The organism is Anaerotignum neopropionicum, assembly GCF_001571775.1.
GTDB classification, from domain to species: Bacteria; Bacillota; Clostridia; order Lachnospirales; family Anaerotignaceae; genus Chakrabartyella; species Chakrabartyella neopropionicum.
The window spans coordinates 172,071-190,894 of record NZ_LRVM01000004.1; the positions used below are offsets into that span (position 1 = coordinate 172,071).

Genomic DNA, 18,824 nt, shown 5'->3' on the forward strand with positions numbered 1-18,824 from the left:
ATAATTGAATGTAAAAAGCACCGCTGCAATAAAATTTGCCATCGGTGCGAAAGTGAAGTCAAGTTTAGGTTTTCTTTTTTTCCTTTGCAAGGCCTGAGACGTCAAAAGTATGAGCACGTCCTAAGAAGTATGCAATTTTCAACATTTTCTTTTCTTCTGTTGTCAAATCTCTTTCCATTAAATCCGCGATGTGGCGAAGCAAAGCCGAAGTATTTGTGCGAGGAGCCTTTGGTGTGCGTATTAACAAGGCTGCCGGTTTGAAAACAGAAGGGATAAGTTCTTCGGGATGAACAAGCTCAAAAACCTTTGCTGTATATATGGCATCAAATAAAGCATCATGAAAGGGTAAATCCACGGTTAAATTCAGCTCGGTGACAGCATTTTTCAGCCCGATTGCCTTACCATCTTCATATTTTAAATAGGTAGAGGCATATTTTTGGACATTCAAATATTTATTTGATATGCTGTTTGTATCCAATTTATAATACAAAATGTTTCGGAATAATGATTTAATATCATCAGTGCCCCAAGTGCAAAGAATGGCATCTTTCTCGCCAATAAAGGAAACAAACCTATCAAAAGCCTCTGGAAAGCTAGGCTGATTTTGTAATTTTTCTTCCGTAATGCCTGTTATTTTTTCAACAAAAGGATGCAGTCTTGTATAAATTTTAGGTTGAATCGTAACACTAAAAGAATCAATTTGCTGAAAATAACCATTCAGTTTTACAGCGCCGATTTGAATGATTTCAAAGGGACATTCTGCAACCGGGGCAACGACTTCTCCTGTTTTAAAAGGAAAGGATTGATTGAATTCCAGATCCAAAACGATATAATTCATAAAAGCTCCTCCTGTCTTTTCCTAGTATACACTAAATGGCATTTAAATGGAAGAAGCAAAATTTCTTGTATCTGGTATAAGCTAGTGCTAAAATAGGATAAGAAATAAACAAAAGCAAAGGAGGCGAAATATGAAGCTTTATTTTACCGAGGAACAAAAGGAGCAAGAGCTGAATAAAATTTATCTGGAAGAAGACGAACTTCTTTTGGAGGGTGAGTATATTGAGGGGGAAGGCAGAAACTACATGATTTCAGGGATAGCAACCATTGAAGGAGAGCGGTACCATGAGTTTGAAGTGGTGTTTGAATTGGCGGAGGATGCTAATGAAGACATTGCGTCAATTATGAATACTGAATGGGAATGGTATGATTTTCACTTTTAACGAAGGAGAAGGAGACAAATTATGGAAAACTTTAAATTTTTTATGCCGGCGGATACTTTTTTTGGACGCGGGTGTGTGTTAGCAAATAAGGAGGCATTTTCCCCCTTGGGGAGCAAAGCGATGCTGGTTACCGGGCGCGGCTCGGCTAAGAAAAACGGAGCGCAAAAGGATGTTACAAATGCCTTAGATTCTTTGAATATCCCTTGGGTTTTATTTGATGAAATTGGCGAGAATCCTGATGTGGAAACGGTGGAAAGAGCGGGAAAATTGGCAGTCGCTCAAGAGGTTGATTTTTTGATTGGAATTGGCGGGGGTTCTCCCATGGATGCAGCAAAGGCGATTGCCGTTTTGGCTGCAAACCCGGAAAAAAGCTGTGATATTTTATTTACAGAAGCAAAGGTCAAGGCGCTGAATGTTGTGGAAATTCCCACAACGGCAGGAACGGGCTCTGAGGTCACCCAATTTTCCATTTTAACACTCCATGAAAAACGAACCAAAAGTGCCATAATGCCAAAGATTTTTGCTAAGATTTCTTTTTTGGACCCCAAATATATGGATGCACTTTCGCCGGAAATTACAAATAATACGGCTGTGGATGCCTTAAGCCATTTAATTGAAAGCTATTTATCGATAAATGCAAATTTCATTAGTGAGAAAATAGTGGAGATGGGGCTTTCCATCTTCAAGGAATGCATTCCAGCCCTAAAAGCAAGAACCTATACGGCGCAGGATCGTGACAAGCTTATGCTGGCATCCACCTTGGCCGGTGTCGCCATTGCCCAAACGGGTACTTCTATTCCCCATGCTCTTGGTTATTTTCTAACCTACGAAAAAGAAATACCCCACGGTAGAGCAAATGGATTGGTTACCCAAGCTTATTTGGAGCTGTTTCCCAAGGAGGACAAAAAGGTTTCACGGCTTTTGCAGTGTCTTGGGATGAAAAATACGGAGGAAATGGGAGCGTTTTTCAAGGATGTTTTAAATACCTCTGAAACCTTTACTGTGGAGGAAATTTCATATTACACAGAGCGCTCCATGGAAAGCCCACAAAAGCTTGCCACGTTTCCCTACGGGGTTGAGAAAGAGGATATCTTTGAAATTTTTAAAAAAAGCCTATTGTCATAATTGGTAAGGACAAATTTCATATTTTCCCCTTCCCACATAAGCTATTAGAAAAAAGCGGAGGGGGATTTTATGCCTAGAGTATATCTTAGCCCGTCCTTGCAGGAGTTTAACCTTTTTATAAATGGCGGCACAGAGGAAGAATATGTAAACTTAATTGCAGATGCAATGGAGCCTTATTTATTTGCATCTGGAATTGAGTATGCCAGAAATGATCCGAACTTGACACTATCTGAAATGCTTCGAGAGGTGAATAAAGGAGATTTTGATGTATATTTTTCCATCCATACAAATGCAGCTCCGCCTTTTCTGGCGGGCAAGCTGCGGGGGCCTGAGGTTTTTTACTATGCAAAAAATCCTTATGGGAAAGAACTGGCAGAGGGTGTGGGGAAGAATTTAGGAAAGATTTATCCCAATGCCGAAAGTGTAAAAGTTACGCCGACGATTGCTTTAAAAGAAATATCTCACACAACGGCGCCGGCTGCTTTAGTGAAATTGGGGTATAACGACACTTTTGCGGATGCAGAGTGGATCAAAGACAATGTTCGTTTGATTGCAAAGGAACTTTCCCGCTCCCTGACTGAGTATTTTGCCATTTTTTTTGTAGAGCCGGAGCTGGATGAAATACAATAATAGTAGATGCAAAATTGTTAGCCTTTAATAACTATCAACTTTTTTTGTAAGAAAGACCTATATTTTTATTCGTAAAAACCCAAGTCAAATGTTGATTAGCCAGATTTCCTGGGCTCGTTGCCTCTTTCGGCATGGGCAACTTTTAAAATGCATTTCACGGAAGGTTCAACCTTCCGCTGATTACATAGGTATTGTAAATTTATTTTTGACTCAACATTTCTCAGAGTTTTTGGATAAAAAGGCATCAAGGGAAGGTGCTGATACCATGACTCAAAAAATATTTTGCGACAAAGAATATGTCTACCAAAAAACAAAAAATAATTATCCACAAATCCTGGGTGCGATGGAGGATATTTCTCGATGGCTTTTTTGGTATGATTTTCTACACATGTTTTGTATGGCTGGAGAATGGGGGCTTCCTCCTTAAGACTTTAGATCGTTTTTTGCCGATGCCTAAGAAAGTTTATATACTTTTCATCCTTTTTTTGCGGACATAGGCAGGGGCTTTTCTGGACTTAAGATTTGCTTCTTGTGAAATTGGGCAAAAAGGCAGAGCATACGGCAAAAGGATCTTCATGAAAATAGTTTTTAAGATGAAGACGTTAGAATTTGGAATTTCTCAGCGCTTTATAAAATAATTGTGAAGAAAATAAGGAGGGGTATCATGATAATTGAAAAAGCATTTTTAAAAACATTATTTAAAAACTTATTTTCTGATCCCTGTAGGATTCGTTTTTGGGATGGAGAGGTTGTAGAGTATAAAGAAGGCGAAATTAAATTTGAGATTATATTTCATGAACCGATTCATGAGGCCGATATTTTGAACGATCCATGCCTTGCCTTTGGCGAAGGCTATATGGATAAAAAAATAGAGATTCATGGCAGTATTGAAGACGTAGTGGAGTCTATCTACAACAACAAAGAAAGTTTTTTGGGTAACAGTGGAAAATATGCGCATATTATCAGCAAAATTTCAAACAATCTTAAAAAAAGTAAGGAAAATGCTGCGCATCATTATGACATTGGGAATGACTTTTATAAGCTTTGGTTGGATGAGAGTATGACTTATTCTTGCGCTTATTTTAAAACGCCTCAGGATTCTTTGAGTCAAGCGCAAAAAAATAAGGTCAATCATATTTTGAAAAAACTTGCATTAAAAGAGGGTGAAACCTTGCTTGATATCGGCTGCGGATGGGGAGAATTAATTCTGAATGCCGCAAAAAAATATAAGGTAAAAGCAATGGGTGTAACGCTAAGTAAGGAACAATTTTCCAGAGTGAATGAAAGAATTAAAGAAGAAGGTTTAGGTCAGCTTGTTGAGGTTCAGCTTATAGATTACAGAGAAATAAAGGATAGAAAATTTGATAAAGTGGTTAGTGTTGGGATGATTGAACATGTAGGTAAGGAAAATCTTCATGTGTATTTCTCTAAGGTGAATGACCTGTTGAATAAGGGTGGGCTATCAATGCTGCATTGTATTACAAGTCAAGAAAATAGGCGAGAAGAGGATAAGGAGGGGGGAACAAATTCTTGGATTAATAAGTATATTTTCCCGGGTGGATATGTACCCTCTGTTGTTGAATTAGTTTCTCAAATTGCAGCGCAAAATTTATGCCTAATTGATGTGGAGGATTTTAGAAGACATTATTGGAAAACACTGGAAAAATGGATTGAAAACTTTGAAAATGCATTGCCGGAAATTAGTAAAATGAAGGATGAAACCTTCATACGAATGTGGAGGTTATATTTAAATGCGTGTGCGGCATCCTTTCATTGTGGGAACATTTATATTCATCAATTTATATTTACGAAAGGCGTAAATAACGAATTGCCGTGGACGAGAGAATACATATTTCAAGAAAATTAATTACCAAAGAAATTGAGGATGAATGGATTCAATGGGGTGTGCCAAACCGCATGAAGTCTTAAAAAGCTGTTTGTGGGTTTTTGAATTTAGAAAACGCAGATGTATTTTGCGCCACATCTATTCTCCTTGCCAATGAAAAATATCCTTCATTAACTACGCGTTCTCCATGAAATCTACCCTTTTTTAGAGATAACCGCTAAAATTGTTAGTATCATTAATGTTGGGCGGTCTAAATTAAAAAAAGTTGAAATGTTAAGCGTGAGAACATTTCAACTTTTTTATTTTTTAAGGAATCTCATAGTGTTTACGTTTTCCAAATAAAAAAACCCCCCGCGAAAAATGCGAGGAAGAAAGAGTTTAAATAATGATAGATGTTATGCACCACATGCCATTAAAAAATATCAGTAAGAATTATTATTTTGTAAAGCTGGCTATGGCATCTCGAATCATTGGATACAATAGGGCATAGCCTGCATTGCTTAGGTGAATGCCATCAAACTGAAAGAAGTCTTCGTAGGCTTCTTGTTTTTTTGCCCAAACAGCTGAAAAAAAGTCAACCAAAGGACAATCATATTCCAAGGCAATCTTTTTTACTGCCTCTGCATAAAGCATCACACGATCCGTAGTAGTAAAAGGGAAAAAGTCAGTATCCACCACGGGTGGAGGCGTAATGAAAATGGGTAAGGTTTTCCCATTATTAAATTTTTTATCATGTTGCAAAGAAAGTACAAGTTCAGTAATGGAACGCAAATTTTTTTCATATTCTGTTAAAGGAAGGTAATAGCCTTCGACCAGGGAACAATCGTTGGAGCCAAAAAAGATGGTAACAATTTGCGGATGAAACATGAGAACATCTCTTTCAATGCGTTCTAATGCATCTTTGGTTGTATCGCCATTGACGCCTTTGTTGAGGACGCGCCATTTTGGGAAGTCTTTCTTTAAGCAGGCTGGAAAAGGGATATGATCTAAAACACCATATCCGTAAGTAAGGCTATCTCCAAAAGCAATAATTGTAAAAGGCTCCATAAAACTACTCTCTTTCATTCAAATTTTTTTGAGGATAATTCATTATCTATGCCTGGAAAAAATGGCAAAAGGGACTTTTTATGACTTCTGCTGGCAAAGGCTTCTTTGTCCGAATTGAAGAAAAAAATCCCCCACGGCTCCTTTGATTTATCAATATAGGAAACATTATCCAAATTAACAATAAAAGAGCGATGCGTTTGTACAAAGTTATTTCCTGGAATTATGCTTCGCACTTGGTATAGCGGACTGGGGACATAAATTACTTCTTTTTTAAGATGAATAATGGATTTTTTCATTGCACTTTCGATATAAAGAATTTCGTTGTAAGGAAGATTATAGAGACACTTAGATGTATTAATCTGACAAAACTTGCGGTCGGCAAAGTGTATTTTTTTGTACATGCCCACATAGTAATGTAACAGACTACTTAATGCGTTTCTCTTTTTGTCATCAAAGGGCAAAAGGAAACACTCGCAAGAACGCCAATGAACAAAGGCTGTAATAAGGTATTCAATTTTGGTTGAAAAAAGCAATATGGGTGTGTGTTGGTGTTGCTCATGATTTCTCAATGTAAAAATTACACTGCGCACCTGCATAATTTCTTTATCAAAACTAAAAAAGAAGCAGTCATATTCATGTTGTTCAAAAAGAGCGAACCATTCTTCTCTTGTACTGGCACAAGAAACATTAATTTCACCGCATTGATCACAAAAATCGAATAATAATTTTTGCGTGGGTGCATCAAAAAAGCCTAGCAAAACCGAAAACATTTTGGCACCTCTCATAAATTATTTTAACATAACTATATCACAAAGCATGAATAAAAAAAAGAATAATTTGCACTGAATTTGAAACAAATGGTAGAAAGTTGGTGAAAAGATGCAGATGATGGAAGAAATATGGAGGCTACTTCCCGTTGAGGTAAAAAAAAGGTTAAGGGAAGAAGAAATGCTAAACAATGAAAATATTCAGGAAATTCGACTGCGTGTTTTAAGGCCTTTGTTTGTAAAAACAAACAAAAATAAATATTTTTTAAAAGATGGGGATAAAGACTGGATTGTTATGAACAAACACATCAAGGAAGCGGTAGAAAAATTAGGCGGCTACTCCCTGTATGCTTTTGAGGAGGAATTAAAACAAGGATACCTTACCGTTGCTGGCGGACATCGTGTTGGATTTTGCGGTAAAGCTGTACTTGAGGATGGTCGGGTAAAAACCCTACGACAAGTCAGCAGCTTAAACATAAGAATTGCAGGGGAAGTGAAAGGGTGCGGCGAGAGGTGGATTCCGTATTTGTTTGAGGATAACGTTCCTTGTCATACGCTGATTGTATCGCCCCCTGGCTGTGGAAAAACTACGCTGTTACGCGATATGATTCGCTGCCTAAGCTATGGTGTTAACTGCAAGGAAAGCTATAACGTTGGTGTGGTTGATGAGCGCGGAGAGATTGCGGCAATGAAAGACGGGGTGCCGCAAATGGATATCGGCCCTTGCACGGATGTGCAGGAAAACTGCCCCAAGGCCGATGGAATGCTTTTTTTACTAAGAAGTATGACGCCTGACATCATAGCCGTAGATGAGCTTGGAAAGGAGGCGGATTTTATCGGAGTTGAAGAATTGCTTCATGCAGGAGTAACACTGATTTCAACAGTTCACGGGAACGACATGGACGGGCTTTTGAGAAATAAAAAAATAAAAAATATGCTTGAAAAAATAGAAAATGGACGAGTTGTGTTTCTTTCTAAAAAATGTGGTGTTGGAACGGTGGAAGAAATTTGGGATACACATGGAAAAATACAATACGAAAGGGGATAGAACTATGTTTATTCAAGGGGTGGGCGCGCTTTTGATTGTATCTGCAACTACTTTTGCGGGGTACGCCTTTTTTGCCAAGGATAAATACCGATTAAAGGAGTTGGGTGAAATTGAAAGAGGAATCCTATTGATGAAAAATCAAATTTCGTATTTAGGAACGCCTCTGGCACAGTTATTAGATGAAATTAGCTGGAAAATTGAGGGTGTAGCGGGGCTTGCCTTTCAGGAAATTGCAAGTCGAATGGAGGAAAGACAGGGAAATTCAGCGGATGAAATTTGGGAAAGCACATGGGTGGAGCTTGGAAAAAAATCTTATTTGACTGCTGTGGACTTGAACGAACTGATGGCCTTTGGTCGAACCCTTGGCTTTTTAGAAAAAGAGCAGCAAGAAGGCAGCATGGATATGTTACTGCATTATTTGCGGGAAGTTGAGGAAAGGATCAATAAGCGTTTGGATAAAAACGGTCGTTTATACTTTAGCATGGGGGTTCTTGGTGGCCTCTTAATGGTTATTACATTGCTGTAGAAATAAGGGGGAGGCAAAGGTTATGGAAATTAATATTGTATTTCGTATTGCTGCAGTTGGCATTTTGGTAGCCGTAATAAATCAGGTTTTGATTCGTGCAGGCAGAGAAGAACAAGCGATGATGACGACATTGGCGGGGCTTGTGGTTGTTTTGTTTTGGGTAATCCAGTATATTAGTACCCTTTTTCAAACGGTGCAGACACTATTTCAATTGTAAGGGGGGGGATGCCATGGAAATGGGGCGGATTATTGCGCTGGGGCTGGTGGCTACCATATTTGCGGTGCTGTTAAAAAAGGAAACTCCGCAAATAAGCCTTATGGTTTCTGCAGCGGCGGGAATCTTGATTTTTTTTGCAATTTGCACGCCGCTTAGCGGATTAATCTCCCTTTTAAGGGATGCCGCAGAAAAAGCAGGAGTCGGCAGCGGTTATTTTGGAATTGTACTTAAAATTATTGGAATAGCATATTTGGCACAATTTGGCGCACAGCTATGTGCCGATGCAGGGGAAAATGCCATTGCGGCAAAGGTGGAATTGGCTGGGAAAATTTTAATTATGGCGGCCTCAGCACCTGTTTTAACGGCATTGTTGGAATTAGTTATGAATTTGGTATAGAGGGGGAGGGAGTATGAAAAAAATTATCATTGTTTTGCTTTTGATTTTTGGCTTGATGCCCTCGCCCGCCTATGCAGAAGATTTATTAGAAAGCCAGTTGGATTCCTTAGGCTTGGAGAATGTGGATGCCCGACTGGAGGACGGGACAAGTTTTTCTTCTCTGGTGCGAGACATTATTTCGGGGGAATTTTCTTTTACCTTTAAGGATTTACCCCATACCATTGGAAACATGGCCTTTGGCGAATTTAAAACACAAGGCCGCTTACTTACTCAGCTACTTTTGGTTGTCATTTTGAGTGCTGTTTTAAAGCAGCTTAGTGGCTCCTTTCATGGAAAGTCGGTGGGGGAAATGGGGTTTTATGTATGCTATATGGTGTTGATTGTGGTGATTATCACATCGTTTTATAGTATTGCATCCGTAGTTGTGGAGAGGATTGACCAAACTTGTAAAGTTTTTTTGGGAATGCTTCCTATTTTTTTAGTTCTTTCGGTTTCCGGGGGGAATTTTACCCAGACAGCGTTGATGGGACCTACCATTATGGGCGGATCTACGGTTTTATCCTTTGCAATAAAAGGGATTATTGTGCCGGCAATTCTTCTGGCTGTTGCCATGGAAATGGCAGATCATATTTCGGAAAAACCCATGCTTTCTCGCTTTGCTGAGCTGTTTCGCCAAGGAATTGCCTGGGCGTTAAAGGGAACAGCCATTGTTTTTATGCTTTTGCTGTCCCTTCAAAAGGTGGGCGGTGGTGCAATCAACGGCTTGGCTGCAAAAACGGCGAAAATTGCAGTAGGCTCCATCCCTGTAGTTGGCGATGTTATGGGAGGGGCGGTGGAAACAGCGGCGGCAGTGGCAGGTACGTTAAAAAGCGGAACCCTGGCGGCGGCGGCAATTTTTCTACTTCTTTTGTGCATTCCGCTGTTAGTAAAGCTTGCGGTGATTTTGCTAGTGTTTAAGATTACGGCGGCAGCGGCGGAATTTATTTGCGAGGAACGCCTGGTTGATTGTATCAGTGCTGCGGGAGATTATACGGCTTTGCTATTAGGTGTTGTTTTTCTCACAGAAGGGATGTTTCTTTTTTCTGCCTTACTACTTTTAGGCGGTTTCTAGGAAGGAGAATTGGAATGATGGCGGCTTTAAGCGCATATATAAAAACTATAACGGCTTTGACCATTTTCTCTGCTTTGGCTTGTATGTTGATGCCGGATGGTTCCTTTCGAAAGTATGTTGAGTTAGTTCTTGGGGTGCTGGTATTGACTGCCGTTTTAAATCCGTTCCTGGGTATATTTGGCACGGATCAAGTGCATATGGAGCTTGGTGTGCTTCAAAATCAGGTTCGGCTGGAGAAGAATTTTTTTTCGGCGGAGGAATACGAAGAGATGGAACAGCAAAGGGTAACAGCAGCGTATGGTCAGGTGCTGCAGGATAGAGTCAAGGAAGATTTGACCCAAAAGTATAGTGATATAGAATGGGTTGACGTAACTTTTTGTGAAGACAGCACAGATGAGAACTATGGCATGATAGAGGGCATTGCAATTGGCTGTGCCAACGAGGATGCAAAAAAGATACAGACCTACGCTGCCAAAAGGTATGGACTGGCGGAGGAAGCGATTTCGGTGGAAAAATGACGAAAGAAGGGTGACATAAGATGCAAAAAGACTTTTGGCGGGATTTATTTCGTCCGGAAAATAAAAAGACAGGCAATAACATACTGTTGGTATTATTGATTGGTGTGTTACTTGTAGTTTTAGGGAAAACTTTTTTTCCTACTGAGGAAAAAATAGTGAAGGCGAGCCATGAAGAACAAATAACGGAAGTACATAATTCAAGTGAGCAAAACATGGAGCGGCGTTTGGCAGAAATCCTTTCTAAAATTCAGGGGGCAGGGCAAGTTGACGTAATGCTGACGTTCCGTGCGGGCACAGAGAGTGTGGTGGCCCACGAAGAAAAGACGGAAGAAACCCGTTCTCAGGAGAATGGAAAAAACAGTGAAAATTTGCGCAAGGAATCATCTGTGGTTATGACGGAGGATGGAAACGGAAGTACATCCCCTTTGGTATTGATGGAGAATTTTCCGCAGGTAGAAGGGGTGGTGATTGTGGCAGAAGGCGGCAATAATGCCGTGGTATGCCAGGCTTTAAGCAGTGCGGCGCAGGCACTGCTGGATGTGCCGGCTCATAAAATTGCGATACTAAAAATGAAATAAGGGGGAATAAGGATGTTTGTTATTAAAAGAAATCAAGTAGTGGTTACAGCGCTGGCGGTTATGATTGCTGCGGCAGGGTATTTAAATTTTCAAGACAGCAAAAAAGCTGAGGAAACAAAAACGGCGTTGCAGCTTACGGAGGAAGGGGATGCAGCAGCCGTAATTACGGACTATGACACTTTGCCGGACGATTTGTCTGCAGCGGAAATTGGCCTTGATCCTATCACCGCAGAAATTTCTTCCACAACAGGAGATGGTGCTGCGGTATTTGTAAGCGCGGATGCAATGCAGAGCGGTTCTCAGTTTTTTGCTGAGGCAAAGCTGGATAGAGAACAGGCAAGAGCAAAGCAAAAGGACATTTTGTCGGAAATGATGAACAACGAAAATGTTAGCCAAAGCCAAAAAGACAAATGTAGCGATAGTATGCTGAAGCTGCAAGAAAGAATTGAAAAAGAAACGGCTGCGGAAGCAATGATTGAGGCAAAGGGCTTTGAAGAGGCATATGTTAGAATTGATGATGAAACCGTTGATGTTGTGGTGGATAAGGAGACATTGACGGATGCAGAGATTGCGCAAATTGAGGATATCGTAAAGCGGAAAACAGGATTTAAGGCTGACCAAATTAGAATCAATCCGTTAAAAAAGAAATAAATATTTACGTAATTTATTCGAAATTAATTAAGGATGGATTTTTTTCAGACATAGCAATTTTTGCATTATAGGTGTTGTTTCCTAATTTTTTCATGTTGAAATATACAAATTAAACAGCCACAGTATTTTTATGGGGAAATTGCAAATAATAATGTTGCCGTTAAGCGGTCAAAATAGGAGCGTTGATGTAGGGGAAAACGGTTTTGTGTTTGCATAATGCAGGTATCCTGTAAGAAATTTTTGGGGACTTGACAAAAAAAGCGGCCGTGAAGCCGCATCTTACGTCGGTGTTATCTTATTGTGACCGCTTAATTTTGTTTAACGGATTTTCATAAGTCTCCGGTTCTTAAGACGGTGGGTATTTGTCAAATGCATTTTCTGGGAGAGTAAACTTCCATTGAATACAAAGATGTTGAAAAAGGCGTTCATTATGAATAAATTATAGATTTTTTTTGAAATTTTTTTTAAAATAAAAGTATGATTAAGGGATGCATATTTATTTGCATCCCATTGTTTTTTCTGATATAATGGAAGCCGACAATGCTTATTGCGTATGAGTTTTCTATAAATGCATAGAATCATGAATAAAAGACAGGAGGAATTGAAAATGTCTGAAAATAAAATAGCAGGCGGTCAAATTGAGATTGCCGATGAAGTCATTGGTGTTATTGCGGTTACCTCTGCCCTTGAGGTTGAGGGTGTTTCTGGAAATGTGTCCAAGGCATTGACAGAGTTTTTTGGTAAAAAAGGTCAAACGAGATGTGTGAAGGTTGCCAAAGATGAGAACGAAGTTGTTCTTGATATGGATATTATTGTAAACTTTGGCACAAAAGTGCAAACGGTAGCCGAAGAGGTTCAAAAGAAGGTTAAAAGCGCCGTTGAAACTATGACAGGGCTGCAAGTTCCCGTTGTAAATGTTTGCGTATCAGGAATTGTGAAGGAAAAAGCCGTTAAGGTGCAAGAAGAAGAATAAACAGTGAGTTGTTGGGATACCACTCCAAATTTCGGGGTGGTATTTGTCCTTTTAATTTTTGTGGAGGATTTAAATTATGAGCCGAAGAAGTGCCAGAAAGAATGCGTTTTTCCTGCTGTTTCAGATGGATTTTAACAAGGCGGAGGAATACGAGCAGGTAAAAGAAATTTTCTTTGCGGAAAAGGAAGAACCTGTAGAAGAAGAAGACAAAGATTTTATTTTAAGTGAAGTTGAAGGTGCGAGAGGTCATTTAGAGGAAATTGATCACATCATCGGCGAGTGTGCTAAGGGTTGGAATACGGACAGAATGTCCAAGGTGGATTTGGCAATTCTCCGCTTGGCAGTCTATGAGCTGCGCTTTTGTGAGGATACGCCTGTGGGTGTTGCCATAAACGAGGCGGTAGAGCTGGCCAAAAAATTCAGCTCGGATGAAGCCCCCGGTTTTATCAATGGTATTTTGGGGAAAGTAGCGGCAAAATAATTACTGTCTGTATGTTTTCCATTTATTATTTGAAGCGTAGAAAATAGATCAATATAAACAATGTTTTATGTTAACATAAAACATTGTTTATGAGTTAGAGTTAAAAAACTTGGAAATATTACGGCCTTTTATGGCAAGCAAAGAACCGATTTTGTTTTAAGGGAGCGAGCTTATGATTGAGCCAAAGGTTTTTTCGGTGGGACAAATAAACAGGTATATTAAAAACCTAATGGAAAACGATTTTATTTTGAGCAGTCTTTTGGTGAAGGGTGAAATCTCAAATTTTAAGGCACATTCCGGGGGACATTTCTATTTTAGCCTAAAGGATGCTGTGGGTGCAATTTCTTGTGTGATGTTTAAACAAGATGCTCTTTGCCTACCTTTTTTGCCTGAAAACGGAATGAGTGTCATCATTTTTGGACATGTTTCATTATATGAAAAAACCGGGCAATATCAGCTTTATGCTGAAATGATGGAGCCTGTGGGGATTGGTTCTTTGCAAATAGCTTTTGAACAGCTGAAAAGAAAGCTGGAAGAGGAAGGTTTGTTTGATCAAGACTTTAAAAGAGACATTCCTACCCACATAGAAACCATTGCAGTGATTACATCCCCTACGGGGGCTGCAGTTAGAGATATTATTCAAATTGCAAAGCGCAGAGATCCAAGGGTTGAAATAGCTGTTTTTCCGGCATTGGTGCAAGGAGAACGGGCTGCCGACGATATTGTTCGGGCAATAAAGCTTGCCAATGAATGGGGAAAGGCGGATGTGATTATTATAGGGCGTGGCGGTGGCTCTATGGAGGATTTATGGCCTTTTAATGAAGAAAAGGTTGCAAGAGCGATTTTCGCTTCGGAAATCCCTATAATTTCCGCCGTTGGACATGAAACCGATTTTACCATTGCAGACTTTGTTTCTGACTTACGCGCCCCTACACCTTCCGCTGCTGCTGAATTGGCAACCCAGCCTTTGCAACAAAGGTTAGAGGGGGTGGCGCAGCTTGAAGGCCGTTTGCAAAGAAATATACTGGCAATTCTAGAGGATGCCAAACGCAGACTGCTATATTTAAAAGAGCGGCCTGTATTAAAACGTCCTTTGGAACAGATCCGTAACACACAGCTTCTTTTGGAAGGTTATGAGTTGGATATAGAAAAGGCTTTTAACCGAACAATATTGCGTTATGGACAAAGAGTTGGAGTCCTTGATGGGAGGCTGTATGCTTCTTCTCCGTTAGCAGTGATGAAGCGGGGCTACGTTATGGCATTAAATGAAAATAAAAAAACCATTGTTTCGGTAAAACAGGTTGAAATTGATGAGGTCTTACAATTAAGACTGCAGGATGGCCACATAAGGGCAAAGGTATTGGAAAAGGCGGTGATGGCTGATGGCGAAAAAGAAGCTGAACTTTGAAGAATCCATTGAGCGGCTGGAGCAAATTGTGGAGCGATTGGAAACGGAAGAAATTTCTTTGGATGAAGCTGTGGCTTATTACAAAGAGGGATTAACGCTTTCTGCATTTTGCAAAGAAAAACTGACGGTTGCAGAGGGTGAAATTTTACTTTTGCGTAAGGAGGCGGGCCTTTGGCAGGAGGAACCTTTTCAAACAGAGGAGCAGGAGCTATGATGGATTTTAAAGAACAAATGTGTCGATGGATTGAATTTATAGAAGGAAGTCTGGAAAATTATATTCCAAAACAGGAGGCTTTCCCCCCGGTTATATTTGAAGCAATGCGGTACAGTCTTTTTGCCGGAGGGAAACGATTACGCCCCATGATGGTTTTGGCGGCCTGTGAAGCCGTAGGCGGTGATAAAGAGGAAGCTGTGCCCTTTGCTTGTGCCATGGAAATGATTCACACCTATTCCCTCATTCATGATGATTTGCCCGCTATGGATAACGACGATTATCGTAGGGGGAGGCTCACAAGCCATAAGGTTTTCGGCGAAGATATGGCAATTCTTGCAGGGGATGGCTTGCTACACAATGCCATGGAGGTAATGGCGGAGGCTTGTAACTTGAATCCCTGCCATAAAACAACAGGTGCTATGCAGGCAATTGCCCAGGGTGCTGGAATTCATGGAATGCTAGTGGGGCAGGTGGTGGATGTTTTTTATGAAGGAAAGCCGTTGGATAGAAAAACACTTGAATTTATTCATATCAATAAAACGGCGGCGATGATTCGTGCTGCCTTAAAAGCCGGTGCTATTTTGGGCGGGGCAACAGAGCTTGTGGCTGAAAAATTTGCCCTTGCCGGAGAAAAAATCGGCGTGGCATTTCAGATTTTAGATGATATTTTAGATGTAACAAGCACGATGGAGGAACTGGGTAAGCCCATTCATAGTGATGAGAAAAATGAAAAAACAACTTATGTAAATCTATATGGTATTGAAAAATCCAGAGAAATTGCATTCAGACTTTCCGACGAAGCAGTTTCCATTTGGGATGAGTTGGGGGACAGCTGCAATTTTTTGAAGGGTTTAACGAAATACTTGACAAAAAGAACCAATTAATTTTATTGGGGATAACATGAGAAAGCGAGTGGGAGTATGGGATTTACGAAAATCGCATATAACGTGCCTTTATGGGCAGCAATCATATCATGGGCCATTGCTCAGAGTTCAAAAATCATTCTGGTATTTATTACGGAAAAGCGATTTGATGCCACCAGAATTGTAGGAACAGGTGGTATGCCAAGCTCCCATACGGCCTTGGTTATGGCTCTGGCCGTTAGCATTGGGAAATACAATGGTTTTGACTCGCCATTTTTTGCCTTAGCACTTATTTTTTGCTTTGTTGTCATGTATGATGCGGCAGGAATAAGAAGGGCTGCAGGAAAGCAGGCGGAAATAATCAATTTATTAATTTTAGACCACGAACTGCCGGATATGGAAAAGCTGAAGGAGCTTTTGGGCCATACGCCATTGGAGGTTTTTGTCGGAGGAATATTGGGAATCGTGGTAGGTATTTGGATATAAGTTTGATGAGAGCAGGTGAATTTGTGGGGGGATTACTGGATAAAATCCAAACCACCGGAGATATTAAAAAATTGAAGAAAGAGGAATTGGATTCTCTATGCAAAGAGCTTCGGTGTTTTTTGATCCAACATGTGTGTAAAACAGGCGGGCACTTGGCTTCCAACCTAGGGGTGGTGGAGTTAACAGTTGCGTTAGAATACATCTTCAATCTTCCGGAGGATAAGATCGTTTGGGATGTGGGGCATCAAGCCTATATCCATAAAATATTGACAGGCAGAAAAAATAATTTTCCTTCTCTGCGGCAATTAGACGGTTTAAGCGGTTTTCCCAAGCCTGGGGAGAGCGAAGCCGATGTGTTTGCAGCGGGGCACAGCTCCACTTCTATTTCCGCTGCATTGGGAATTGCAAAAGCAAGGGATTTACAAGGCAAAAATAACAATGTGATTGCCGTAATCGGTGATGGCTCCATGACAGGTGGCCTTGCCTATGAGGCGTTGAACAATGCAGGGCGGGAAAAAACAAATTTTATTGTGATTTTAAACGATAATCAAATGTCCATTGATCATAATGTGGGTGCAATCAGTAAGCACTTAAATAGCCTTCGTACAAGTAATCGCTATCGCACATTAAAGGACAATTTCAAACAATTTCGGGATCAAGTTCCCCTTCTTGGAAAAGCAACTTATTTGGTTTTGGAAAAAGTTCGGGACAGTGCAAAACTGCTGTTTATTGAGGGAGCAGTCTTTGAGGAGTTCGGATTTAAATATATCGGGCCGGTAGATGGCCATAATTTAGAAGAAATGATAGAAATTTTTCAAAATGTAAAGGATATGCAAGAGCCCATATTAATTCATGTAAAAACCACCAAGGGAAAAGGTTATTTACCCGCAGAAACGAATCCGGGACATTTTCATGGAGTTGGGCCTTTTGATATGAAAACAGGAAACGGAATTGGGAAAAGCGGCGGACCAAGTTGGTCAGCGGTTTTCGGCAAAAAAATGGTTGAGTTGGGAAAAAAGAACCCCAATGTGGTTGGAATTACAGCAGCCATGTGCAGCGGCACGGGATTTGAAGATTTTCAGACTGCTTTTCCTGAACGTTTTTTTGATGTTGCCATAGCCGAACAGCATGGCACTACATTTTCTGCGGGCTTGGCAAGCCAGGGTATTGTGCCTGTATTTGCGGTCTATTCTTCTTTTTTGCAAAGAGCATATGACCAAGTGATTCATGATGTCTGCATGGAAAACCTTCATGTAGTTTTTGCTATTGACCGTGCAGGAATTGTGGGGGCCGATGGTGAAACCCATCAAGGCGTTTTTGACCTTTCCTTTTTGACACACATACCTAATATGACGGTGTTATCTCCTAAAAATGCTTGGGAATTGGAGGAAATGCTGGAATATGCGGTGAATGAGTGTAAGGGGCCTGTTGCTGTGCGCTATCCTAGAGGGACGGCGGAAATGGGCTTTGCGGAGTACAAAGCGCCCATTCAATTGGGAAAAGCAGAAATAATACAAAATGGAAATGGGATTGCGGTATTGGCAGAAGGACATATGCTTCATGCGGCACAAGAAGCCGTTAAGCTTCTGGAGAAGGATGGGGTGGATGCGCCTATGCTTGTGAATATGCGATTTATTTCTCCTTTGGATGAGGAATTATTAGAAAAACTAACATTTAGCTGCAAACATATTTTCACGGTGGAAGATAATCTTCGGAAAGGTGGATTTGGCTCAAAGGTTTTGGAGTTTTACAGCGATGGCGGCTATCAAGTGAACGTTACTAATTTGGCTTTCCCAGATCAATTTATTGAGCAAGGCTCTCAGAGCCAATTGTTTTTTCGTTATGGTTTGGATGGCGAAGGTATTTTTAGGAAAATGAAGGATAAAATAGGAGAGAACTATGGCAGATAAGGAAAGACTGGATGTCTTGCTGGTAGAACAAAAATTGGCGTCATCAAGAGAGCTGGCGAAAGCATATATTATGGCAGGGAATGTATACGTTGACGGAATGAAAGAGGATAAAGCCGGCACAAAGGTTTCCGTTGCGGCAAATATTGAGGTAAAAGCTCCTCAAATGAAATATGTAAGTCGGGGCGGATACAAGCTGGAAAAAGCCATTGATGAATTTGGCATTTCTTTAGAGGGCAAAATATGTATGGACATTGGTGCCTCTACCGGAGGTTTTACCGATTGTATGCTGCAAAATGGTGCCGCGAAGGTCTATGCCATTGATGTGGGCTATGGTCAATTTGCATGGAAATTGCGCACCGATGAGCGTGTGGTATGCTTGGAAAAAACCAATGTTCGCTATATTACCCATGAACAAGTGCCGGACGCAGCAGATTTTGCCTCGATAGACGTTTCCTTTATCTCCTTAACGAAAGTGTTGCCGGCGGTTTTGGGAGTAATGCACGAGGAAGGGCAGCTTGTATGCTTGATCAAACCTCAGTTTGAAGCAGGGAGAGAAAAGGTTGGAAAAAAAGGAGTCGTAAGAGATATTGCAGTGCATAAGGAGGTTATTGAAGCAATCGCAAACTATACTTTTGAACAAGGCCTTGGCATTTTAGGACTTAGTTTTTCTCCCATTAAGGGGCCAGAGGGAAATATTGAGTACTTGATTTATTTAGACAAAAAACAGCAGGGGATATCAAGGGAGGAGATACATTTCCTAATTGAGGAAATTGTGGACAAATCTCACGATGAGCTTTAATGGGAAATG

23 protein-coding genes are annotated in these 18,824 nt (G+C 40.5%); 20 read left to right on the forward strand and 3 right to left on the reverse strand.

What is annotated here, in order from left to right; all coding sequences use genetic code 11:
* Positions 1-64 precede the first annotated feature (64 nt).
* Entirely contained in the window at positions 65-838 is a 774-nt protein-coding gene (locus CLNEO_RS08005) for a 3'-5' exonuclease (RefSeq protein WP_066087041.1), read from the reverse strand.
* A 130-nt stretch (positions 839-968) separates the two neighbouring features.
* On the opposite strand from CLNEO_RS08005, the gene CLNEO_RS08010 reads away from it, so the two are divergent.
* The 4 genes from CLNEO_RS08010 to CLNEO_RS08025 all read left to right on the forward strand — a co-directional run bounded on the left by CLNEO_RS08010 (position 969) and on the right by CLNEO_RS08025 (position 4,842).
* A complete protein-coding gene (locus CLNEO_RS08010; RefSeq protein WP_066087044.1) occupies positions 969-1,220 on the forward strand; it encodes a hypothetical protein in 252 nt (83 codons plus the stop codon).
* A gap of 21 nt (positions 1,221-1,241) precedes the next feature.
* Positions 1,242-2,345: an iron-containing alcohol dehydrogenase family protein gene (locus tag CLNEO_RS08015; protein ID WP_066087047.1), complete on the forward strand. Its 1,104-nt coding sequence runs from the start codon at positions 1,242-1,244 to the stop codon at positions 2,343-2,345.
* 69 nt (positions 2,346-2,414) lie between these two features.
* Positions 2,415-2,975 carry an N-acetylmuramoyl-L-alanine amidase family protein gene (locus tag CLNEO_RS08020; RefSeq protein ID WP_066087050.1) on the forward strand — a complete coding sequence of 187 codons (561 nt, stop codon included), beginning with the start codon at positions 2,415-2,417 and terminating at the stop codon, positions 2,973-2,975.
* Between the two features lie 664 nt (positions 2,976-3,639).
* The gene (locus CLNEO_RS08025) at positions 3,640-4,842 is read left to right on the forward strand and encodes a class I SAM-dependent methyltransferase (protein ID WP_066087053.1); all 1,203 of its coding nucleotides are present in this window, start codon (positions 3,640-3,642) and stop codon (positions 4,840-4,842) included.
* A 414-nt stretch (positions 4,843-5,256) separates the two neighbouring features.
* On the opposite strand, the gene CLNEO_RS08030 is transcribed toward CLNEO_RS08025, so the two are convergent.
* Positions 5,257-5,868, reverse strand: a complete 612-nt coding sequence (locus tag CLNEO_RS08030) for an SGNH/GDSL hydrolase family protein (protein ID WP_066087055.1) — start codon at positions 5,866-5,868, stop codon at positions 5,257-5,259.
* 14 nt (positions 5,869-5,882) lie between these two features.
* Positions 5,883-6,638: a LytR/AlgR family response regulator transcription factor gene (locus CLNEO_RS08035; RefSeq protein ID WP_066087058.1), complete on the reverse strand. Its 756-nt coding sequence runs from the start codon at positions 6,636-6,638 to the stop codon at positions 5,883-5,885.
* Positions 6,639-6,753: 115 nt separating this feature from the next.
* On the opposite strand from CLNEO_RS08035, the gene spoIIIAA reads away from it, so the two are divergent.
* From spoIIIAA to CLNEO_RS08115, 16 genes are all read left to right on the forward strand, one after another.
* The gene (gene spoIIIAA / locus CLNEO_RS08040) at positions 6,754-7,683 is read left to right on the forward strand and encodes a stage III sporulation protein AA (RefSeq protein ID WP_066087423.1); all 930 of its coding nucleotides are present in this window, start codon (positions 6,754-6,756) and stop codon (positions 7,681-7,683) included.
* A gap of 4 nt (positions 7,684-7,687) precedes the next feature.
* Positions 7,688-8,209, forward strand: a complete 522-nt coding sequence (locus CLNEO_RS08045; RefSeq protein WP_066087060.1) for a stage III sporulation protein AB — start codon at positions 7,688-7,690, stop codon at positions 8,207-8,209.
* A 22-nt stretch (positions 8,210-8,231) separates the two neighbouring features.
* Entirely contained in the window at positions 8,232-8,426 is a 195-nt protein-coding gene (gene spoIIIAC, locus CLNEO_RS08050) for a stage III sporulation protein AC (protein ID WP_066087063.1), read from the forward strand.
* A gap of 13 nt (positions 8,427-8,439) precedes the next feature.
* Positions 8,440-8,823: a stage III sporulation protein AD gene (spoIIIAD, locus tag CLNEO_RS08055; protein WP_066087066.1), complete on the forward strand. Its 384-nt coding sequence runs from the start codon at positions 8,440-8,442 to the stop codon at positions 8,821-8,823.
* 13 nt (positions 8,824-8,836) lie between these two features.
* Positions 8,837-9,934, forward strand: a complete 1,098-nt coding sequence (locus CLNEO_RS08060; protein ID WP_066087069.1) for a stage III sporulation protein AE — start codon at positions 8,837-8,839, stop codon at positions 9,932-9,934.
* A gap of 14 nt (positions 9,935-9,948) precedes the next feature.
* Positions 9,949-10,452 (forward strand): stage III sporulation protein AF, encoded by a 504-nt coding sequence (locus tag CLNEO_RS08065; protein WP_066087072.1) that lies wholly within the window; start codon positions 9,949-9,951, stop codon positions 10,450-10,452.
* Positions 10,453-10,472: 20 nt separating this feature from the next.
* Complete coding sequence (locus tag CLNEO_RS08070; RefSeq protein ID WP_066087074.1) at positions 10,473-11,030, forward strand: hypothetical protein; 558 nt, start codon at positions 10,473-10,475, stop codon at positions 11,028-11,030.
* A gap of 12 nt (positions 11,031-11,042) precedes the next feature.
* Positions 11,043-11,681, forward strand: a complete 639-nt coding sequence (locus tag CLNEO_RS08075; protein WP_066087079.1) for a SpoIIIAH-like family protein — start codon at positions 11,043-11,045, stop codon at positions 11,679-11,681.
* 607 nt (positions 11,682-12,288) lie between these two features.
* Positions 12,289-12,654: an Asp23/Gls24 family envelope stress response protein gene (locus CLNEO_RS08080; RefSeq protein ID WP_066087082.1), complete on the forward strand. Its 366-nt coding sequence runs from the start codon at positions 12,289-12,291 to the stop codon at positions 12,652-12,654.
* Between the two features lie 76 nt (positions 12,655-12,730).
* A complete protein-coding gene (gene nusB, locus CLNEO_RS08085; RefSeq protein WP_066087084.1) occupies positions 12,731-13,135 on the forward strand; it encodes a transcription antitermination factor NusB in 405 nt (134 codons plus the stop codon).
* Positions 13,136-13,307: 172 nt separating this feature from the next.
* Positions 13,308-14,543 (forward strand): exodeoxyribonuclease VII large subunit, encoded by a 1,236-nt coding sequence (gene xseA / locus CLNEO_RS08090; RefSeq protein ID WP_066087088.1) that lies wholly within the window; start codon positions 13,308-13,310, stop codon positions 14,541-14,543.
* Entirely contained in the window at positions 14,518-14,757 is a 240-nt protein-coding gene (xseB, locus tag CLNEO_RS08095; protein ID WP_066087090.1) for an exodeoxyribonuclease VII small subunit, read from the forward strand. Before xseA ends, xseB begins: the two co-directional genes overlap by 26 nt.
* Entirely contained in the window at positions 14,754-15,641 is an 888-nt protein-coding gene (locus CLNEO_RS08100; RefSeq protein ID WP_242864185.1) for a polyprenyl synthetase family protein, read from the forward strand. The genes xseB and CLNEO_RS08100 overlap by 4 nt, the downstream gene beginning before the upstream one ends.
* A gap of 36 nt (positions 15,642-15,677) precedes the next feature.
* On the forward strand, positions 15,678-16,106 hold the full coding sequence (locus CLNEO_RS08105) for a divergent PAP2 family protein (RefSeq protein WP_066087093.1): 429 nt from the start codon (positions 15,678-15,680) through the stop codon (positions 16,104-16,106).
* Positions 16,107-16,129: 23 nt separating this feature from the next.
* On the forward strand, positions 16,130-18,016 hold the full coding sequence (gene dxs / locus CLNEO_RS08110; RefSeq protein ID WP_242864186.1) for a 1-deoxy-D-xylulose-5-phosphate synthase: 1,887 nt from the start codon (positions 16,130-16,132) through the stop codon (positions 18,014-18,016).
* A complete protein-coding gene (locus CLNEO_RS08115; protein WP_066087095.1) occupies positions 18,006-18,815 on the forward strand; it encodes a TlyA family RNA methyltransferase in 810 nt (269 codons plus the stop codon). The genes dxs and CLNEO_RS08115 overlap by 11 nt, the downstream gene beginning before the upstream one ends.
* The last annotated feature ends 9 nt before the right edge of the window (positions 18,816-18,824 follow it).

What these genes read in the sequence shown, in the direction of transcription:
- CLNEO_RS08065 (WP_066087072.1), top strand. Translation starts at nt 9,949, where the DNA reads ATGATGGCGGCTTTAAGCGCATATATAAAAACTATAACGGCTTTGACC.
- CLNEO_RS08005 (WP_066087041.1), bottom strand. Translation starts at nt 838, where the DNA reads ATGAATTATATCGTTTTGGATCTGGAATTCAATCAATCCTTTCCTTTT.
- CLNEO_RS08020 (WP_066087050.1), top strand. Translation starts at nt 2,415, where the DNA reads ATGCCTAGAGTATATCTTAGCCCGTCCTTGCAGGAGTTTAACCTTTTT.
- spoIIIAC (WP_066087063.1), top strand. Translation starts at nt 8,232, where the DNA reads ATGGAAATTAATATTGTATTTCGTATTGCTGCAGTTGGCATTTTGGTA.
- spoIIIAD (WP_066087066.1), top strand. Translation starts at nt 8,440, where the DNA reads ATGGAAATGGGGCGGATTATTGCGCTGGGGCTGGTGGCTACCATATTT.
- xseB (WP_066087090.1), top strand. Translation starts at nt 14,518, where the DNA reads ATGGCGAAAAAGAAGCTGAACTTTGAAGAATCCATTGAGCGGCTGGAG.
- CLNEO_RS08060 (WP_066087069.1), top strand. Translation starts at nt 8,837, where the DNA reads ATGAAAAAAATTATCATTGTTTTGCTTTTGATTTTTGGCTTGATGCCC.
- CLNEO_RS08100 (WP_242864185.1), top strand. Translation starts at nt 14,754, where the DNA reads ATGATGGATTTTAAAGAACAAATGTGTCGATGGATTGAATTTATAGAA.
- CLNEO_RS08045 (WP_066087060.1), top strand. Translation starts at nt 7,688, where the DNA reads ATGTTTATTCAAGGGGTGGGCGCGCTTTTGATTGTATCTGCAACTACT.
- xseA (WP_066087088.1), top strand. Translation starts at nt 13,308, where the DNA reads ATGATTGAGCCAAAGGTTTTTTCGGTGGGACAAATAAACAGGTATATT.
- CLNEO_RS08070 (WP_066087074.1), top strand. Translation starts at nt 10,473, where the DNA reads ATGCAAAAAGACTTTTGGCGGGATTTATTTCGTCCGGAAAATAAAAAG.
- CLNEO_RS08080 (WP_066087082.1), top strand. Translation starts at nt 12,289, where the DNA reads ATGTCTGAAAATAAAATAGCAGGCGGTCAAATTGAGATTGCCGATGAA.
- CLNEO_RS08105 (WP_066087093.1), top strand. Translation starts at nt 15,678, where the DNA reads ATGGGATTTACGAAAATCGCATATAACGTGCCTTTATGGGCAGCAATC.
- CLNEO_RS08035 (WP_066087058.1), bottom strand. Translation starts at nt 6,638, where the DNA reads ATGTTTTCGGTTTTGCTAGGCTTTTTTGATGCACCCACGCAAAAATTA.
- CLNEO_RS08030 (WP_066087055.1), bottom strand. Translation starts at nt 5,868, where the DNA reads ATGGAGCCTTTTACAATTATTGCTTTTGGAGATAGCCTTACTTACGGA.
- spoIIIAA (WP_066087423.1), top strand. Translation starts at nt 6,754, where the DNA reads ATGATGGAAGAAATATGGAGGCTACTTCCCGTTGAGGTAAAAAAAAGG.
- nusB (WP_066087084.1), top strand. Translation starts at nt 12,731, where the DNA reads ATGAGCCGAAGAAGTGCCAGAAAGAATGCGTTTTTCCTGCTGTTTCAG.
- CLNEO_RS08075 (WP_066087079.1), top strand. Translation starts at nt 11,043, where the DNA reads ATGTTTGTTATTAAAAGAAATCAAGTAGTGGTTACAGCGCTGGCGGTT.
- CLNEO_RS08015 (WP_066087047.1), top strand. Translation starts at nt 1,242, where the DNA reads ATGGAAAACTTTAAATTTTTTATGCCGGCGGATACTTTTTTTGGACGC.
- CLNEO_RS08010 (WP_066087044.1), top strand. Translation starts at nt 969, where the DNA reads ATGAAGCTTTATTTTACCGAGGAACAAAAGGAGCAAGAGCTGAATAAA.
- CLNEO_RS08115 (WP_066087095.1), top strand. Translation starts at nt 18,006, where the DNA reads ATGGCAGATAAGGAAAGACTGGATGTCTTGCTGGTAGAACAAAAATTG.
- CLNEO_RS08025 (WP_066087053.1), top strand. Translation starts at nt 3,640, where the DNA reads ATGATAATTGAAAAAGCATTTTTAAAAACATTATTTAAAAACTTATTT.